Below are 17,823 nucleotides of genomic sequence, written 5' to 3'. Positions count from 1 at the left end.
AGATCGAGTATGACCAACCTCGCACCGGCGAGCCCCTCACAGGCGCGGCACCCCTACAGCCCTGTGCGCGAGACCGACACCGGACTCGTCTTCCTCTCAGGACAGCTCGGCATCGCCGACGGCGAACTGGTGGCGGGTGGTGTCGCGAACGAGACCCGCCAAGCCCTGGCGAACCTGCGCGCCAGGCTGGCCTCGGCCGGGCTGGACTTCCGGCACGTCGTGAAGATCACGGTCTACCTGGCGTCGATGGGCGACCGCACCACCGTGGACGCCATCTACGAGCAGATCCTGCCCGAACCGCGGCCGGCCCGTACCTGCGTCGCGGTCGCGGAGCTGCCCTATCGCGCCCGGATCGAGCTGGACGCCATCGCCGCGCGGGGCGGAGCCTGAATGCGGGCCGCTCCTCAGGACGTGACCGGGCCGAGGCCCGCGCTCCCCGTGACGATCGGCGACGTCGTCGAGGCACGGGACAGGATCACCGGCCACGTCGTACGGACGCCCTTGCTCCCGGCCCCCTGGGCGCCAGGAGAGCTGTGGCTGAAGGCCGAGAGCCTCCAGCCGATCGGGGCCTTCAAACTCCGCGGGGCCGTGAACGCGATCGCCCGGCTCCGCCCCGACACCCGAGCGCACGGCGTGGTCACGCATTCGAGCGGCAACCACGGGCAGGCGGTCGCCTGGGCCGCACGCGCGGCGGGCATCCCGGCCGTGGTCGTCATGCCGGACTCGGCGACGGCGGTCAAGGTGGCGGCGACCAGGGCGCTGGGAGCCGAAGTCGTCCTCGTCCCCAGTGACCGGAGAGAGCTCGTCGCCGACGCCGTACGGGCGGAGCGCGGGATGACGACGATCCCGCCCTTCGACCACGCCGACGTCATCGCCGGGCAGGGCACGCTCGCCCTCGAAGTGCTCGAAGACCTGGACGACATCGACACCGTGCTCGTACCGGTCGGCGGCGGTGGGCTGATCTCGGGAGTGGGCGTCGCGATCGCGGCCTCGTCCCCGCGCACGCGCGTGGTCGGCGTCGAGCCTGAACTGGCCGCGGACGCGCGCGACTCGCTCGCGAGCGGACGACGGGTCGCCTGGGACGCCCGCGCCACGCACCGCACGATCGCCGACGGAACGCGGACGCCGATCCTCGGCGAACTCACCTTCCCGATCATCCAGGCGACCGTCGAGGAGATCGTCACGGTGAGCGAGGACGAGATCCTCGCCGCGGTGGCGAGCCTGGCCCGTCACGCCCGTCTCGTCGCGGAACCCAGCGGAGCGCTCGGCGTCGCCGCCCAGCTCGCCGATCCCCGCAGGTACGGGCGGGCGGTCGCCGTCCTGTCCGGTGGCAACATCGACCCGGCCGTCCTCGCCCGCGCGCTCACCTCCTCACCCGGAGGAACCGCATCCACGACACCCGAGGAAGCACACCCATGACATACGCACAAGCCGTCGCCGACGGCATCTGGGCGGCCGGAGCCACCCGGGTCGGCTACATCCCGTCCGTGACCGTGGCGCCGGTCATCAACGCGCTGGTCGCGTACGACGGCGGCACGAACGGGGTCTCACCGCGCGTCACCCCGCTGTCGCGGGAGGAGGAAGCGGTCGGCGTCATGGGGGCGGTGGCGTTCACCGGCGGGCTCGGCACCGTGGTCATGCAGGACAACGGCTTCGGGAACGCGCTCACGGCGCTGACGACGTTCACGCTCTCCTACCACCTGCCGCTGCTGGTGTTCGCCAACACCCGGGGAGGGCTCGGCGAGTACAACTCGATGATCCACTCCATCAGCCAGCCCGTGCCGGCTCTCCTGCGCGCCGCCGGGCTGCCCGTCATCGAACTGGACAGGACAAGCGGCCCCGGAGACTGGCACGACACCGTACAGGAGGCCGGCAGGCACGCGGTCATGACGTACCGGCCCGTGGTCGTCCTCGGGTCCTTCTGGAACACCGACGGAAAGGTCGCCTGATGAAGCGGATCGAAGCACTCGGCGTGCTGGCGGACCTGACGAGCTCCCATCCCGTCATCGCGACCTGCGCGGCGACGAGCAGAGAGCTGGCCTCGGTGAAGGACAGCGACAACCACCTCTACCTCCTCGACGCGATGGGCCTGGCGGGATCGGTGGCGACCGGGCTGGCGCTCAGCGTGAGACCGTCGACGCCCAAGGTCGTCGCCATCGAAGGGGACGGTTCGCTGCTCATGAACCCGAACGTGCTGCCGACCGGAGGCTACCTCGCGCCGCCCAACCTGCTCCTCGTCCTCCTCGACAACGGGGTGTACGGGTCCACCGGGGCGCTGCCGACCTACTCACCGAAGGTCGACCTGCGGCGCCTGGCCGACGCGGCCGGCTGGACCACGCGCGCGGCGCAAACCGCCGACGGGCTGAGCACCGCCTTCGCCGAACTGCTCACGGTGGAGGGGCCGGCGTTCCTGTACGCCACGATCGAGGAAGGGAACGCTCCAGACATCGAGAAGCTGCTGGTCGACCCCGTCTCGCTCACGGGACGCTTCACCCGCTGGCTCCGCGAGGTGCATGCCGTCGCCGAGGCCGCGGCGTGACCCGCGACATCGGCGGCATCGGCGGCATCGTCACCGTCAACCCCGCCTCCGGCGACGAACTGGGCTTCCACCCGTACACCACTCCCGAGGGACTCGATCGGGTGCTCGACACCGCCGCGACCTCGACCTGGGGACGGTCACGTACGGACGAACGCGTCGCGGCGATCAGCCGGCTCGGCGCCGTCCTGGCGGAGCGGCGAGAGACGTTCGCCGCACTCATCACACTCGAGATGGGCAAGCCGATCACGCAGGCACGGGCCGAGATCGACAAATGCGTCACCGCCTGCCGCTACTACGCCGACCGGCTTCCCGAGATCCTGCGGCCGGAGACGTTCGATCTGGACGGCGACACCGCGATCGTCCGGATCGTGCCGATCGGCGTCGTGCTCGCCATCCTCCCGTGGAACTACCCCTGGTGGCAGGTGATCCGGGCGATGCTGCCCGCGATCGCGGCCGGCGACACCGTCGTGCTCAAGCACGCCGACTCCGTCACGGGCAACGCCCTGGCGATCGAGGAGGCGTTCCAGGAGGCGTTCGGGACGGGGGTGCTGCAGACCGTCGTGGCCGACGCGGCCACGGCGTCGAACCTCATCGGCGACCGCCGGATCGCCGCCGTCACCTTCACCGGCAGCGACCGGGTCGGCGCCCTCGTCGCCGCGCGCGCCGGCGCCGAGATCAAGAAGTGCGTGCTGGAACTCGGCGGGTCAGACCCGTTCATCGTCCTGGCCGACGCCGACCTCCCGGCCGCGGCCGCCGCCGCCGTGCGATCCCGGTTCCTCAACAGCGGGCAGAGCTGCATCGCCGCCAAGCGCATCCTCGTCCACCGCGACGTACGTGACGCGTTCGCGCAGGCACTGACCCCCCACGTCCAGGCGCTGAGAGTCGGCGACCCGACGGACGAGACCGTCGACGTCGGCCCGCTCGCCCGCCACGACCTGCGCGACACGCTCCGTGACCAACGCGCCCGAGCCCTGGCGGCGGGAGCCAAGGTGATCGCACAGGCGGCCGCACCCGACCCCGCCGCAGGCGCCTGGTTCCCGCCGTCGATCGTCGAAGTGGACGGGCACGACTCCGCCCTCCTGACCGAGGAGACGTTCGGCCCGCTCGGCGCGCTGACGACCGGCGCTGACGACGACGAGCTCATCGCCCTCGCGAACTCCTCACGCTACGGGCTCAGCAGCAGCCTGTGGAGCACCGACAGCGAACACGCCGCGTCCGTGAGCGAGCGCATCCACGCGGGGTCCGTCTTCGTCAACACGATCTCCGCCACCGACCCGCGCCTCCCGACCGGCGGCATCAAGGCCAGCGGCTACGGGCGCGAACTCGGCAGGTGGGGCGTCCACGAACTGGCCAACCTCCAGGCACTGCGCATCCACCCGACCTGAGCACCGGACCCCAGCCGGGCCGTCGCGCTGGGCCCATGCTGGACGGCACGGTCCGGGCTGCTGTGTGCCATCCGAAGTGGCCATTCTCGCCCGGGAACCGTAGCTAACCCTCCGATAACTACGATGGACTCGTAGCCTTGAGCGATCAACGTAGCTGTCAAGTCTTTGAAGTAAATCCAATCAGCCATGGCCATGCCCGCGCACGCCGACATTTCCAGGCGGAACGTCGCGGTCAAGTCTTTCGACGGCAAGGAAGTAACCTCCGGCCCCGACGCGAGGGACCCTGCGCCACCTCGGGTTCCGGCACGGTCATCGTCCGGATGAAGGTCTGCGAACAGAGGAGACCCGCCGCTGACAGTTGAACCCGATGGAAGACCGACATGAACAAGTGAGGAGGGTCGCAACCATGAAGGCGATAGTCCGACCCCCTGCGCCGCCTGCATCATCGGCACTGAGCTCGGTCGCCGGCGCCAGCTTCATCACACCCGGCTGCGCCATCAAAACGCAGGGCCGGAAGCATGGAAGCTGCTCACCAATAACCGGTTCGCAAAGCCAGCATGGAACGGGACACTGAATGTTCCCAATGCGCGCCGACCCCCATGCGAATGGGTCGGCGTGCGCCATGCAGGAGGGGGCCAGCGTGAACGACCATCCGAAAAGTCCGCACATCGCGATTTTGGTTTATGCAACGACGGTCGAAGGAGGCTACGCGCGCCCTCGTTACAGCGAGGACATCGTGTTGATCCACGCCTCCTCTATTGAGGAAGCGCGCGCTGCGGCCGAAGCGATGGGTCATGAGGAGACGAGTTCCTATAAGAACGTCTACGACGAGACCGTCACCTGGTCCTTCATAGGCGTCGCGGACGTACGCGCTGCCCTCTACGACACTCTGGACGATGACATCACCCTGTACTCGCGCAGCTTCGATGATCTTGGGCAGTATCGCGCGAACTTCTCGCTCACATCTTTGACGGAGCCCACGGCAGGGCCGGACGATCCTGTGAGCAGCTAAGGCCGGGTCGCGCTCTTCACGTGAGCGCGGCCCTATGCGGCGGTGGCCTCCGTTAAGACGTAGCTGAAGCCGTCCGGCCTGGTGACTGTCCCGGCGTGCATGGCCACCGCCACGGCGCCAGCCGCGTGCGCCGACTCCTCCCACGCCTCAGCGGCCTGCGACTTCACCGATGTAGGCTCCTCGCGCAGCTCGCTCCCCGACGCCCTGGTGTGTGGCCTCGACCTTCCGGGGTCTGCGGCCGCGAACCTCCCGCACGGTGCGTGATAGCGACTCGCTAAGGCGTGCCCGGTGGTGTGTGCTGGATGATCTCGCGGGCTGCGCGGATGAGGGCGGCGTTGTCCGGGGCAGGGGTGCCGTCGGGGAGGTGGAGCACGTCTTCCAGGCCGATGCGGGCATGCAGGCGGCGGGAGGCGGCAAGCCGCAGGATGGGCCACGCGGTGGCGTCCTCGCCGTGCAGGAGAATCGGTGCGGCAGCCGGTTCGAGTTCGTCCAGCAGGCCGGCTGCGGCGTGGAGCGCGTCCTGCGGGGTGGCTTCGGTGATCTCGGCCAGGACACGCAGGACTCGGCGGGATCCGGGCCGGCTCAGGAACCGTCGTGCTGCGGGAGTGCCGGAGTAGATGCCCGCTTCGATGCCGATCCCCCTGTCGAGCAGGGCTGCGGCGACCTCGGTGGCGCCGTCCTCGTGCCAGTTCACGGAAGCGTGGTCAGGCAGCACGGTCCAGGCCCGGACCTGGGCGGCACGGGCATGAGGGTCCGCTGTGGCCCATGCGCCGGTGGTGACGCCGACCGGGATGCCTGGGACGGCAGCCCGCACCGCGCTCACGGCGGCGGCGACGGCGGTGGTTTCCAGCGTGTCCTGGCCGTCGTGGTCCTTGGGGTGCAGGTGGACGTCCTCGGCGCCGGCGGCGACAGCATCACGGGCCGCCGCCGCCAGCTCGTCGGGGGTCACCGGCAGATGGGGACATTCGGCCCGGCTTCGAGCACCGTTGAGACAAACCTGCAGCATGGCGCAATCTTCGCAGGCGCCACCGGGGTCTCCCTTGGCAGGCGCCCTGAGTCGGGCCGGGGTGGAGGGTCAGGCGAACACCTCGTCGAGGGTGTCGCTGACCGCTGCTCGCCCGATCCAGGTTGCCAGGGTGGAGATGTCGGCACAGGTTCTGACATGCTCGCTTGCCTGGTCGGGGGATGCGAGGCCACGGTTGTCCAGGCACAACAGCAGGACCGTTGTCAGCCCCTTCGTGCAGCCCTGCACGTAGCCCTGGGCGAAGTGTTCTGCGGACCATTCCGGCAGGCCCTTCGCCTGGGCGATCGCCTTGCCCTCCGCCCGGAGCTCGGCGAGGAGACTCGGGGCGTATTCGCCCTGGTAGAGATGGGTCCCAGAGGCCATCGGGTGCTCCGTTCCTTCTGCGCGCCATCGGTGGGACGGCGCGGTGATGTGCCCACGGTTGCGGGCGTGCTGGATTCAGCGTTGAGGGGGAGCCCGCCCGGTGAGGTGATCTGAAGGATGCGGTGGGTCAGTCCGAGCTGGGCTCAGGCGAAGAGTTCGTCGATGGTGTCGATGACGGCCGCTCGCTCGATCCACGTCTCCAGTGTGGGGATGTCGGTGCACGCGGAGATGCGTTCACGGACCTCGTCCGGGACCGGGATCGCCCTGGCTTTCAGGGACAGCAGCACCGCTCGCGCCTCTCCTTTCGCCAAGAGGCTCTGGGCGTATTCGCCCTGGTAGAGGTAGGTTTCGGTGGCCATCAGGCGCTCCATCTCTTTCTGTGCACTGCCGGTCAACGCCACGGTGACATATTCAGCGTACCGACGCGCCAGCTTGGAATCGATGTTGTCCAGGGCCTCGGCCAAGGTGGCGAGGATGGCGTGGATCTCGGGGTGGTCGCTGTGGGTGATGGCCGAGATGGCGGCCAGGCCGATGTCGCCGACCGCTTCGGCGACGTCGGTGATGACCGGGGTGTTGTGGGGCCCGATCACGAGCGGGTGCAGGACGTACCCGGGATGCCCCGTGTCGATGGGCTCGGCCGCCCAGCGGGCGGTGGAGTGGTCGGGGCAGATGACCACGAGGGTGGACTTGCAGCGGTCGCGGGCGCGCATCGTGGCCAGGTAGACGGGCCAGGTCCAGCGTTTGATCGGGTCCCGTTTGAGCTGGACCTCCGCGATGACGCCGAGTTTCTCCTCCTTCTCGCCGTACAGCAGGGCGGCGTCGGCGTGGAAGCTGGCGGGGACGCACTCCGACAGGTCCGGGGACACGAGGCGGGCCTCCGAGTCCCGGGGGAGCGGGAGGTCGAAGAGGGACCGGAGCATGTGCCCGGTCCGGGTGGTGTCGAGGGTCGTGATGCTGATGAGACCCTCGTGCAGGGGGTAACCATGAGCGGGAGATTACTGTCCGCATTCGATCCGTCTCGGATGGTCAATAGCCGTGGAGTGGTCCCAGCGCACCGGTGGGATATGAATCTTCCTCTGGCGTAGAAGATCTTTGTGAGCCGATTATGTGCATAAATCACTCAATGAATGATCATGTCGCTGCTACCGTCAGGTGACCCAGTCAAGTTTCGGACCGGTAAAGGGGCACAATCCGCATGGCCGAGTTCCACCTGCTGGTACGTCAGAGGTTCGCCGACCACGACACCTGGCGGACCGCCTTCGACAGCCTGGACGAGCGCCGGGCCGCGGCCGGCATGCGCACCGTGCTGGTGTCCACGAACGTGGACAGCCCGGACGAGGCCGTGGTGCTGTTCGCCTGTGCCGACGTCGAGGCCACCCGGGCGCACTTCCAGTCAGACGCGCTCAGAGGGGCGCATGAGCGGGCCGGCGTGATCGAGGGCTCCACGCAGGTGACGTTCCTGCGGTCCTGAGGACCAGGAGGGCGGCCGGGGCTACGGCCCGTCGGGGAAGGCGAGCTTGCGGACGCGCCGCACCGCGCGCTTGATGACCGTGCGGTCACGCTCGCGCTCGCGGGCGCGCGCCAGGCGGACCGCCTCGCGCCGCCACTCCTCGGCCTTCTCGCGCCACCGGGCGGCGTCCCGCCCGTTCTTGCCCGCCTCGCGCCGCAACTGCGACAGCTCGGCGCGCAGCGCGGCGGTGCGCTTGCGGTAGAGGGCGAGCTCCTTCTCCCGCTGGGCGGCGAGCCGTTCGGCCTCGGAGGGCGGCCGGCGGCGCGGCGGGTACACCTCCGGGCGGGGCGCGAACCCCCACGATTCGCCGTCCGTCCACTCCAGCCCGAAGATTTCGTCCAGCACGTCGTCCTGATGCTCGCCGGGTTCGGCGACCAGGGCGGCGCGGGACAGGGCGGCGGTGCGGTCGAGGCGGGCGACGACGACGCCGTCGGCGGTCTCGTCCAGCGCCACGCACAGCGAGCCGCCGTCGTGCTCCTCCAGGTGGGCGACCAGCCGCTCCACGGTGTCCTCGCCGGGCACCCAGCCGGGCGGGACCATCAGCCTGAACGGCGCGGGCGACGTCCCGCCGGGCGCGTCCGCCAGGTGGACGCGCGGGTCGTGCTCGAACGTGGCGCGAATCAGCCGCAGGTCGAGGTCCGGGTCGCCGAGCGGCGAGCGGCGGCCGTCGGTCAGCGACTCCCACGGGCCGGGAATCGTGACGCGCACGTCCGGGAGCGAGCCGCCGAGCAGGGCGTCGACGGTGGCCCGTACGTCCTCGTAGCCGCCCGCCGGGACGGTCGCGTCCACGTACGGGACCAGCCACTGGCGGCCCCGGTCGGTGCGCAGGTAGCGGCGGTAGGGGACGCGGTCGGCCACGTACGGGTCGTTGTAGCGCTTGAGCGCGGCGAAGTCGCGCATGGCGGTCGGCAGGCCGAGGTGCCAGGCGCGCGACTCCGGGTCCGGTACGTAGACCGCGCCGGCCTGGGTGAGGCGGTAGCCCAGCTCGGTGTCCTCGGCCAGGACGAGCGAGGTGTCCATGCCGCCGATCGAGCGCAGCAGCGCGGCCGGGTAGGAGACGGTGGCGCCCACGTGGATGCGGGTGGCAAGGGAGTTCGGCGCGGTGCGCAGGCCGTCGTGGTCGTGGATGATCTTCTCGGCCCAGTCGTGGCGCAGGGCCGACAGGGGGAACAGCTCGTCCGCGCGGCCGTTCTCCACGGACGTGCGCACGGTCTCGGGGGCGGGCAGCTCGCCGGTGGCCGAGGTGAAGTCGATCCAGCCGAGCGCGACCACGTACGGGGCCAGGTGGTGCCAGCGGAGCTGGGCCTCCACGTGGTGGCGGTGCGGGATCATGTCGGCGTCCAGCACGAAGACGACGTCGCCGGCGGCGGCGTCGATGCCCGCCTGCACCGCCCAGGCGCGCCCCCAGCCGCCGGGCGGGCTGCTGATGAGCTTGGTGCGGCCGGGCGCGAGCGGCGGCAGGCGCAGCGGGACGGCGCTGCCGTCGTCCACCACGATGACGTCCATCAGCTCGGCCGGGTAGGACTGGGCGGCGAGCGCCGCCAGCGTGAGGTCCAGCGTCGCCTGGCGGTCGTGCGCCGGGATGACGACGGTGACGGTGAGCGCGGGCTCCCACGCGCCCAGGCGGGGCGGGGTGAGGACGCCGTAGTCGTTGCGGCGGATGCGGGGAGTCATGGACGCGGGCTCCCGTCGAGCTCCATGAGGGCGTTCGGCCGGAAGCCGCGCCACTGCTGCCGGTTGCGCTGCAGGAACGTGCCGATCGGCTCCCGCCAGGTGTGGTTGGCGGCGGGGCCGCGGCGCAGGATGTAGCCGAGGCCGTGGGTGCGGTAGATCTGGCCTCCGGCGGCCTGCAGCGCCTCCTGGAACTGGGTGTCGACCGAGCGGTGCAGCGGCCGGAAGCCGCCCACCGCCTGGAACGCCGAGCGCTCCACGAGGATGGTGCCGCCCGCCACGAAGCTGGTGATCTGCTCGGTGAACTGCTTGCGGTGCACGGTGACGTCGATCGACGACAGGTAGACGAACTCCGGCACGGTCCCCACCACCTGCGCCCCCGAGTAGGAGTGCGCGAGCAGCAGGTCCGACAGGAAGTCCGGGCCGTACCAGTCGTCGTCGTCCATCTTCAGCAGGAACGAGCCGGACGCCTTGGCCGCGGCCTCGTTCAGCACCTCGCCGAACACCGCCTGCGCGCCCGCCTCGAACACGGTCAGCGGCCCGTCGTACGCGGCGACCGCGGCGGCCACGTCGGGATGTCCCGGCGGGACGCCGTGCAGCGCCAGGACGACCTCCAGCCGGACGTCGCGCTGGCGGGCGATCTGGTCGAGCGCGAAGCCGACCATGTCGGTGCGGCGGGTGGCCAGCAGGACCGAGGTGAGCGGGGGAGCGGGCGGCGGCGCGCCGAGCTGCTCCCAGCGGGCGGCCACGCCGTGGGTGCGCAGCGCGGTGCGGCGCAGCCGGATGCTGTGCTCCTCGCGCCGCAGGTCGTCGGCCAGGTCGGGCGGCGACTGGACGAGCGCGACGAGCTCTTCGCCGAGCGCCCCCGCCCAGCGGGGCACCGGCCCGGAGAACAGCGGCACGCCGGCGGCGGCCAGCCCGGCCAGCACGCGCACGGCGGCGAGCGGGCCGCTGTGCGCGTGGTGCCAGTCGATCTCGACGGCGCGGATCTGCCGCAGGCGGGACACGTCGGCGTCGGTGACGCCGCCCGACTCGGCGAACGTCGTCACCGGCTTGCCGTCCAGCAGCACCGTCCAGCGGCCGTCGCGTTCGGCCAGCGCGGCCACGCCCCGGGTCGGGGTGGTGACGAAGCCCTGCGGGTTCACCAGGCGCTCGTCCACCGGCGGGATCATGGACGGCTCGGCGAGCACGTCGGGGTCGGCCAGCGGCAGCTCCGACCCGCCGGGCCGGCCCAGCCGCTCCCAGCTCGCCGCCCGGAGCGTCGGCCGTTCGACGGGGGTCTCGGCGCCGTCCCAGGAGCGGGCGGCGCCGGCGGCCGACGGGGGCGCGGTCTCGGCGTCCAGTGTGCGCAGCACCAGGTCGCTGCCGGGCGCGCCGACGCGTTCCGGGACGGGCCCGGCGACGTCGGCGGGGGTGGCGTTGGGGTCGCCCGGCCGCCAGTCGGCGGCGCCGACGCCGGCGATCGCGGCGGCGGGCGCGGCGATCACGTCGAGCCGGTGCCCGGCGAACGCGCGGGCCGTCGCCGTCACGGTACGGCCTGCCGGGGCGGGCGCGGAGAAGCGGGCGTCCACCACCCACACCCGGTCCTTGGGCCGGTAGACGCGCAGGTCCGACAGGGAGCGCCAGCGGTGCGCGGGCGTCGGCGTCGGCACCGGCGCGGGGTGGGCGGCCGGGGTGTCGAGCACGGCCACGACCACCCGGCGGGCCTCCGGCAGCAGTTTGTGCAGCGTCGCGGCGCGCCGCAGGTCGGCCGGGGTGCGGGCGATCACCAGCACCTCCGCCGCCTGCTCGGCGTCGCCGCCCGGCTCCAGCAGGTCGCGGTCCAGGTCGACGCCCGGCACGGCCGCGTCGTCGATGCCCGCGAGGAACACCCTGGCCTTGGGCAGCTCGGCCAGCAACCGGTCGATCATCCGGCGCTCCGCAGGTGTCTCATCAGGGACGACAGCGGCCCCTTGGTCCCGTCGCCGTCGGCGGCGGGCGCTGACAGGCGTTCGACCTCGGCGGTCAGCCGGTCGATCTCGGCCTTGGCCGCCTTCAGCTCAGCGGCCCGTTCGGCGGCGACGGCCCGCCACCTGGCCGCGTCGCCGCCCGGCGGCTCGGCCTCGTCGGCGGGGACGAACCCGTGCTCGTCCCCGCCCACCCACAGCGAGCCGAACAGCTCGTCCACCAGGTCGTCCGCCACCCCGGGGAAGCGCGCCGCGCGCGCGAACGCCGCCGTGCGCTCCAGCCTGGCGGCCACGACCCCGGTCGCGGTCTCCGCCAGCACGGCGCTGACCAGGCCGAGCGTGTCCTGTTCGGCGAGGCGTACGAGGGAGGACAGGGTGCCGGCGCCGAGCGCCCAGCCGGCGGGGACGCGCAGCGAGAAGGGCGCGGGCGCGGCGGACGCGGGCGCGCTCTCGGCGAACGCCACGCGCGGCTCGTGCGCGTACAGGTTGCCCAGCAGGCGCAGGTCCAGCAGCGGCTCGTCGAGGCTGGCGCGGCGCCCGCCGGTCAGCTCGCCCCACGGGCCGACGATGGTGACCGCCGCGTCCACGAGAGTCCCGGCCAGCGCGGAGTCGACGGTGGCGCGCGTCTCCTCGTACGTGGTGGCCGTCACGACCACGCGCACGTACGGGACCAGCCAGGTACGGCGCGGATGGCGGCGCAGCCAGCGCAGGTCGGGAATGTAGTCGCCCAGGTAGGACCAGTTGTGCCGGTGCACCTCCTTCTCCCGCAGCATGACCGTGGACGGCCCGACGTGCTTGCCGACGGCCTCCGGGTCGGGGATGAACACCGCGCCCGCCTGCGCCAGCCGGTAGCCGAGCTCGGTGTCCTCCGCCATGTTCAGACCGGGGTCGACGCCGCCCGCCGCGCGCAGCAGCTCTCTGCGGACCGAGCTGGACGCGCCGGTGTGCAGCAGGTACGCGCTCGCGCCGGCGTCACGCAGCCACCTGGTGGACGCCAGGGTCTTGAGCGTGTACGGGGTCGGCGCGCCCTCGTCGCCCGGCGTGTCCACGAACCTCGTCTCGCCGATCACCACGGCGTGGTCGATGAGGTGGTGCCAGCGCAGGTGCGCCTCCAGGTGGCCCGGGTTCAGCACCATGTCGGAGTCGAGCCAGTGGACGACGTCGCCGGTGGCCGCGAGCTGCCCGGCCTGGCGGGCGGCGCCCCGGCCCCAGCCCTGCTCCACCCGCACGACGCGGGCGCCCGGCAGGTGGACGGGCGGGTCGCTGCCGTCGTCGGCGACGACCACCTCGACCAGGTGCGCGGGGTAGGTCTGGGCGGCCAGCGAGGCCACCGTGCGCTCCAGCGCCTCCTGGCAGTCGTAGGCCGGGATGACCACGGACACGCTGAGCTCGGGCCGCCACGAGCCGAGCGCGGGCGGGCTCAGCACCCCGTAGTCGTTGTGCCGGACGCGGGTCATACCCGGTCCTTGGAGAGCGCGCGGACCTCCTCGCGCAGCTCCTCCACCTCTCGGGCTCTGGCCATGGCGTTGACGCGGTCCTCGCCGAGCGAGGCCAGGATGGCGCCGATGTCGTCGCCGCGCCGGGCGCCCGACTCCTCGACGGCGCGGGTGAGCTTGTCCAGGCGCGCGTCGATCTGCCGCAGCGCGGTGGTGGTCCTGGCCAGCTCGGCCTCGTACTTCTTGACGCGCAGGTCGATGCGGTGCGCCTTGCCGTCGATGCGGCGCACGGCGAGGACCAGGAAGGCGAGCGCGGCGAGCGAGATCACGAACCCGCCGGCCGTCGCGGCCTCCGCGAGGGAGAACAGGCCGGCGAGCACCAGCAGCACGAGCACGGCCAGGGCCAGTGCTCCCAGAGCGGCGGCGATGGCTGCCGGCCGGCGTGGCGCAAGCATCCGCTCAAACCTTTCGTTATGACTTATCCGGGCGTTAGGGCATTAATGACACCTTATTCAACAACAGTCACCACCGTGCCAGAGTTTCCTGTGTACACACTGTGAATCTGCCGTGACCGGCCATACCGGATGGGAACCCTGCGGGTACGTGTCAGTAAAAAGCGGCGTAAGGTAGGCGCCGATCAAGTTCGACCCGCTAGGAGCAGCAGCGCATGTCCCTCACCCCGGCCGGCTTCGCCCGCACGGCTGACCAGGGGCTCGCGCGCCTCCACTGGCACGACGGCGGCTGGGTGCGGCCCCCCGCCGCGGAGCTGCGCCGCCTGCGCGGCCTGGAGATCGACTGGCCCGCCGGTGAGGTGCCGCTCGACGACGTCATGGAGCTCGCCGCCGCCGGGGTGCCGCTGACCGCCGCCCACGCGCCCGCCTGGGTCCCCGCCGGCCTGGCCGCGCTGCTCACCGACCGCGACTGGCTCGCCCACGAGCCCGGGGGCGGCCTGCGCTGCCTGGCCGACCTGCGGCGCGAGGAGCACAGCGTACGCCTGCGCCGCCTGGCCGGGCCCGCCGCGACGCCCAAGGTCAGCATCGTCATGGCCACGATGCGGCCGGGCCTGGTGGGCGAGGCCCTGGCGCAGATGGCACGCCAGCGCGGCGTCGAGGCCGAGGTCGTGCTCGGGCTGCACGGGTTCACCTACGACGAGGTGCGCCCGGCGGTCGAGTCCTGCCCGCTGCCGGTGTCCTGGGTGGAGGCCGAGCGCGCGGTGCCGTTCGGCGAGGTGCTCAACCGGGCGGCGGCGCAGGCCACCGGCGACCACCTGGCCAAGTGGGACGACGACGACTGGTACGGCCCCGACCACCTGGCCGACCTCGTCATGGCGGCCGCCTACTCCGGCGCCGACGTCGTGGGCACCACCGGCGAGTTCTTCTACCTGGAGCCGCTCCACGTCACGGTCAGGCGCGTCACGTTCGCCAGCGGGGCCTCGTACCCGAGCGAGGTGTGGTCCGACCACGTGGCGGGCGGCACGATCACCGTCTCCCGGGCGACATTTCATGACCTGGGGGGCTTTCCGGCGCTGCCCCGGTCCGTCGACCGCGAGTTCCTGAAGGCCGCCCACGAGTCGGGCGCCCGCATCTACCGCACCCACGGCCTCGGCTACATGCTGCGGCGCGGCCTCGGTGGCGGGCACACCTGGCAGCTTCCCCTCGGCCACTTCCTCAAGGTCGCCGCCAACCAGTGGCACGGCTTCCGCCCCAGCCTGCTCATGGAAGCCGCATGAGGCTGCGCGGCAACGACTACCGTCCGCTGCGACCGCCCGCCGGCTACACCCCGGAGCTGCGCGTCAGCGTGATCGTGCCCGCCTACGGTGGCCAGGACAAGCTCGACCTCGCGCTCGCCGGGCTCGCCAGGCAGACCTACCCGGCCGGGCTGACCGAGGTCGTCGTCGTCGACAACGGCACCACGCCGCCGCTGCGCCTGCCCGCCGAACGCCCCGCAGGCACCCGCCTGATCCGCTGCGAGAGGCCCGGCCGCGCCAGCGCCCGCAACGCCGGCCTCGCCGAGGCGACCGGCGACGTCATCCACTGGCTCGACTCCGACGTGGTCCTCACCCCCGGCGCGCTCACCGCCCACATGCGCTGGCACCACGCCGCCCCCTACCTCGTCGTCTACGGCCACCTGCGCTTCAGCGAGGCCGAGCTGCCCGCCGAGCTGCCCGCCGACCTCGAGGCGTACTTCGAGCCCGCCGAACCCCACGCCTGGATCGTCGACCTGGTCGAACGCACCGACGGGCTCACCGCCAACTCGCCGCGCCCGTTCAGCGTGCACGTCGGCGGCAACACCTCCGTCAGCGCCCGGCTCGTCGAGGCCGCGGGGCCGATGGACGACGACCTGATCCTCGGCCAGGACACCGAGATGGGCTACCGCCTCGCGCAGGCCGGCGCCGTGTTCGTGCCGGAGCCCGACGCCCGCGCCTACCACCTCGGCCCCACCATGCGGATGCGCGACAAGCCGCGCATCGACCGCGTCAGCCACGCCTTCGTGGCCGACCGCATCCCCGCCTACCGCTGGCTGCGCTCCCACCCGGCCCGCCAGTGGCTCGTCCCGAGCGTCGTCGCCCTGGTCGACGGCACCGCGCCGTACGAGGACGTGCGCGCCACCGTCGACGCGCTGCTCGCCGGCACCGTCAACGACGTGCGCGTGCACCTCGTCGGCCCCTGGGACGAGCTCGACCGCGACCGCCGCGCCCCGCTGAAGGACCCGCGCCTCGACCAGGTGCTCGTGCACGGCCACTACCAGCACGAGGGCCGGGTCGGCCTGGTCACCACCGACGAGGTCGATCCGCGCGTGCCGTTCCTGCTGCGCCTGCCGCCCGGCTGGGCGCCCGGCGAGGACTCCCTGGCCAGGCTCCTGGACCTGGCCCGTGGCGAGGTGTTCGGGCTGGTCAACGTGCTGCTCGCCGAATCGGCCACGGGCATCGAGACCGCCCGGCTGGAGCGCGTCGCCTACTTCTCCCGGGCCCGCCTGCTCGCCAGGCCCGGCGAACGGCTCGACGACGTCGTGGACGAGGTGTCGGGCGTCGCCTGGGTCGAGGGCGAGGCGTACGGCTTCACCAGAGAGCCGCGCAAGCCCACCGGGCGGCGCGCCGCCTACAACGCGCGGCTGGCCGCCGAGGCCGAGAACGCCCGGCTGGCCGCCGAGACCGAACGCCTGCGCGCCCAGGTCACCCGGTGGCGCGAGGAGGCGGGCCGCTGGCGCAAGAGCGCCGTCGAGCTGCGCCGCGAGGTCGGCACGCTCCGCCGCGAGAGCGCCGACCTGCGCCGCAGGCTCGCCGCCGCCACCCGCGCCCAGGAAAGCCTGCGCGCCCTGGTGGCGACCACGCTCAAACGCGCCCTCGGCAAAACCCAACGCCCCTAGCCGGCCCCCTTGGGACCGGGCGCGGCCGTACGCGGGCCCTCAGTTGGGGCGGAGGGCAGCTTTCAGGCGGCCGAACAGCGAGGACTGCTCGGCCTCGGCGTCGGCGGTGACGCCGGGCGCCGCGGGGATCGTCACCGGCGCGGGCTGCCGCTCCGGCGGCTGCGGCCAGTAACGCTCCGGCGACACATGCCGCACCCCGTGGGTCTCACGGATGACCTCGTCCAGGTCGTCACCGGGCCCGGTGAGCAGCAACGCCCGGGCCAGCGCCGACGTGCGCTCCAGGCGGGCGGCGCGGCCGTCGGGCAGGTCCACGACCAGCACGCCCGTCAGGTCCTTCTGCACCGTCTCGATCATGCGGTCCAGCGTCACCCGGTGCAGCGGCACGTCCACCGGACCCCGGTAGCGGAACGGCGCGGGCGCGGGCGTCGGCGCCGCCTCGTCGATGAGCCTGACCCGCTCGTCGTGCGCGAACAGGTCACGCATCAGCCGCAGCTCGAAGCACGGGTCGCCGAGCACCGAACGCCGCCCGTCGTGCAGCCGCGACCACGGCCCGACCAGCGTGACGGCCACGTCCTGCAGCTTGCCGTCCAGCGCCGCCGACACCGCCTGCCGCACCACCGACTCGGAGGTGTCCGTCACGTCCAGGACGACCTCCACGTACGGGACCAGCCACCGGCGGCCCCGGTCCTTGCGCAGGTCGCGCCGGAGCGGGATGCGGTGCGCCAGGTAGGGCTCGACGGCCCGCACGGCGCGCTCGCGGTCGCGGTGCTGGGCGGGCAGCCCCAGGTGGACCGCCCGCGCCTCCGGGTCCGGCACGAACACCACGCCCTGCATGGCCAGCCGGTAGGCGAACTCGGTGTCCTCGCCGCGCAGCACGTTCGGGTCGAGGCCGCCGGTCGCGTGGAAGACGTCCCTGGGCAGCGCGAACGTCGGGCCGGTGCAGACGTGGTACGGGTTGCGGCTCTTGCGCAGGCCGTCGGTCTTGGCGATCGTCGCCTCGGTCGAGCTGGGCACCGCCGCGTCCAGGTCGAACAGCTCGCCCAGATGCGCGGCCCCGGCCACCTGGCGGGCGGTCAGCGGCGGCGCCTCCACGAACTGCTTCATGCCGATCGTGACCAGGTAGTCCGTCACGTGGTGCCAGCGGGCCAGCGCCTCGATGTGCTCGCGGCAGGTCACCATGTCGGCGTCGAGCCGCTGGATGATCTCGCCGTCGGCGGCGTTGGCGCCCGCGTTGACGGCGTTGGAGATGCCCCAGCCCGTGCTCGGGCGGACGAGCCGCGTGTTGTCCGGGCGGATCTCCGGCAGGCGGATCGGCGGCTCGCTGCCGTCGTCCACGACCAGGACCTCCATGAGGTGGCCGGGATACGTCTGCGCCGCCAGCGCCGCCAGCGTCAGATCCAGATGCGGCCCGCCGTGCGCGGGGATCACCACGCTCACGGACAGGGCAGGCGACCAGGAGCCGAGCTCCGGTGGCGTCAAGGCTGAATAGTCGTTCTGCGGCAAAGCAGGACGCGCGTTCATGGTTGTGAACCCCCTGCTCCGACCCTAGCGGGGGATGCTGAGAATTTCCT

The 17,823-nt window shown here is 72.3% G+C and carries 17 protein-coding genes; 9 read left to right on the top strand and 8 right to left on the bottom strand.

Annotation, left to right across the window (positions count from 1 at the left end):
• The first annotated feature begins 9 nt into the window (after positions 1 to 9).
• From ACBI99_RS34405 to ACBI99_RS34380, 6 genes are all read left to right on the top strand, one after another.
• Positions 10 to 390, top strand: a complete 381-nt coding sequence (locus ACBI99_RS34405; protein ID WP_219505923.1) for a RidA family protein — start codon at positions 10 to 12, stop codon at positions 388 to 390.
• Complete coding sequence (locus ACBI99_RS34400; RefSeq protein WP_375074354.1) at positions 391 to 1,419, top strand: threonine/serine dehydratase; 1,029 nt, start codon at positions 391 to 393, stop codon at positions 1,417 to 1,419.
• A complete protein-coding gene (locus ACBI99_RS34395; protein ID WP_375074353.1) occupies positions 1,416 to 1,949 on the top strand; it encodes a hypothetical protein in 534 nt (177 codons plus the stop codon). Before ACBI99_RS34400 ends, ACBI99_RS34395 begins: the two co-directional genes overlap by 4 nt.
• Positions 1,949 to 2,539, top strand: coding sequence for a thiamine pyrophosphate-dependent enzyme (locus ACBI99_RS34390; protein WP_357583716.1), 591 nt, complete (start codon positions 1,949 to 1,951; stop codon positions 2,537 to 2,539). The genes ACBI99_RS34395 and ACBI99_RS34390 overlap by 1 nt, the downstream gene beginning before the upstream one ends.
• On the top strand, positions 2,536 to 3,924 hold the full coding sequence (locus tag ACBI99_RS34385) for an aldehyde dehydrogenase family protein (RefSeq protein ID WP_375074352.1): 1,389 nt from the start codon (positions 2,536 to 2,538) through the stop codon (positions 3,922 to 3,924). Before ACBI99_RS34390 ends, ACBI99_RS34385 begins: the two co-directional genes overlap by 4 nt.
• 640 nt (positions 3,925 to 4,564) lie before the next feature.
• Entirely contained in the window at positions 4,565 to 4,936 is a 372-nt protein-coding gene (locus tag ACBI99_RS34380; protein WP_375074351.1) for a DUF4288 domain-containing protein, read from the top strand.
• A 274-nt stretch (positions 4,937 to 5,210) separates the two neighbouring features.
• Here ACBI99_RS34380 and ACBI99_RS34375 read toward each other — a convergent pair whose 3' ends face one another.
• The 3 genes from ACBI99_RS34375 to ACBI99_RS34365 form a co-directional block, all read right to left on the bottom strand.
• Entirely contained in the window at positions 5,211 to 5,942 is a 732-nt protein-coding gene (locus tag ACBI99_RS34375) for a 3-keto-5-aminohexanoate cleavage protein (protein WP_375074350.1), read from the bottom strand.
• Positions 5,943 to 6,011: 69 nt separating this feature from the next.
• Positions 6,012 to 6,323: a hypothetical protein gene (locus tag ACBI99_RS34370; protein WP_375074349.1), complete on the bottom strand. Its 312-nt coding sequence runs from the start codon at positions 6,321 to 6,323 to the stop codon at positions 6,012 to 6,014.
• A 143-nt stretch (positions 6,324 to 6,466) separates the two neighbouring features.
• On the bottom strand, positions 6,467 to 7,243 hold the full coding sequence (locus ACBI99_RS34365; protein ID WP_375074348.1) for a hypothetical protein: 777 nt from the start codon (positions 7,241 to 7,243) through the stop codon (positions 6,467 to 6,469).
• 275 nt (positions 7,244 to 7,518) lie between these two features.
• On the opposite strand from ACBI99_RS34365, the gene ACBI99_RS34360 reads away from it, so the two are divergent.
• Positions 7,519 to 7,794: a hypothetical protein gene (locus ACBI99_RS34360; protein WP_219505906.1), complete on the top strand. Its 276-nt coding sequence runs from the start codon at positions 7,519 to 7,521 to the stop codon at positions 7,792 to 7,794.
• 21 nt (positions 7,795 to 7,815) lie between these two features.
• On the opposite strand, the gene ACBI99_RS34355 is transcribed toward ACBI99_RS34360, so the two are convergent.
• Genes ACBI99_RS34355 through ACBI99_RS34340 form a run of 4 tightly spaced genes read right to left on the bottom strand, consistent with a single transcriptional unit; the run spans position 7,816 to position 13,341 of the window.
• Positions 7,816 to 9,507, bottom strand: a complete 1,692-nt coding sequence (locus ACBI99_RS34355) for a glycosyltransferase (protein WP_375074347.1) — start codon at positions 9,505 to 9,507, stop codon at positions 7,816 to 7,818.
• The gene (locus ACBI99_RS34350) at positions 9,504 to 11,414 is read right to left on the bottom strand and encodes a glycosyltransferase (RefSeq protein ID WP_219505901.1); all 1,911 of its coding nucleotides are present in this window, start codon (positions 11,412 to 11,414) and stop codon (positions 9,504 to 9,506) included. The genes ACBI99_RS34355 and ACBI99_RS34350 overlap by 4 nt, the downstream gene beginning before the upstream one ends.
• Positions 11,411 to 12,907 carry a glycosyltransferase family 2 protein gene (locus tag ACBI99_RS34345; RefSeq protein ID WP_219505898.1) on the bottom strand — a complete coding sequence of 499 codons (1,497 nt, stop codon included), beginning with the start codon at positions 12,905 to 12,907 and terminating at the stop codon, positions 11,411 to 11,413. Before ACBI99_RS34345 ends, ACBI99_RS34350 begins: the two co-directional genes overlap by 4 nt.
• Entirely contained in the window at positions 12,904 to 13,341 is a 438-nt protein-coding gene (locus ACBI99_RS34340; RefSeq protein ID WP_375074346.1) for a hypothetical protein, read from the bottom strand. The genes ACBI99_RS34345 and ACBI99_RS34340 overlap by 4 nt, the downstream gene beginning before the upstream one ends.
• Positions 13,342 to 13,553: 212 nt before the next feature.
• Here ACBI99_RS34340 and ACBI99_RS34335 point away from each other — a divergent pair, with 212 nt between their 5' ends.
• Together ACBI99_RS34335 and ACBI99_RS34330 are read left to right on the top strand one after the other, a co-directional pair.
• A complete protein-coding gene (locus ACBI99_RS34335) occupies positions 13,554 to 14,615 on the top strand; it encodes a glycosyltransferase family 2 protein (RefSeq protein ID WP_375074345.1) in 1,062 nt (353 codons plus the stop codon).
• Complete coding sequence (locus ACBI99_RS34330) at positions 14,612 to 16,252, top strand: glycosyltransferase (RefSeq protein ID WP_375074344.1); 1,641 nt, start codon at positions 14,612 to 14,614, stop codon at positions 16,250 to 16,252. The genes ACBI99_RS34335 and ACBI99_RS34330 overlap by 4 nt, the downstream gene beginning before the upstream one ends.
• A 39-nt stretch (positions 16,253 to 16,291) precedes the next feature.
• Here the strand turns inward: ACBI99_RS34330 and ACBI99_RS34325 are convergent, their stop codons facing one another.
• On the bottom strand, positions 16,292 to 17,731 hold the full coding sequence (locus tag ACBI99_RS34325; RefSeq protein ID WP_375074343.1) for a glycosyltransferase: 1,440 nt from the start codon (positions 17,729 to 17,731) through the stop codon (positions 16,292 to 16,294).
• Between the last annotated feature and the right edge of the window lie 92 nt (positions 17,732 to 17,823).

It is taken from the genome of Nonomuraea sp. ATR24, from assembly GCF_041950485.1.
GTDB classification, from domain to species: Bacteria; Actinomycetota; Actinomycetes; order Streptosporangiales; family Streptosporangiaceae; genus Nonomuraea; species Nonomuraea ceibae.
This window is presented reverse-complemented; position numbering and strand designations above follow the sequence as displayed.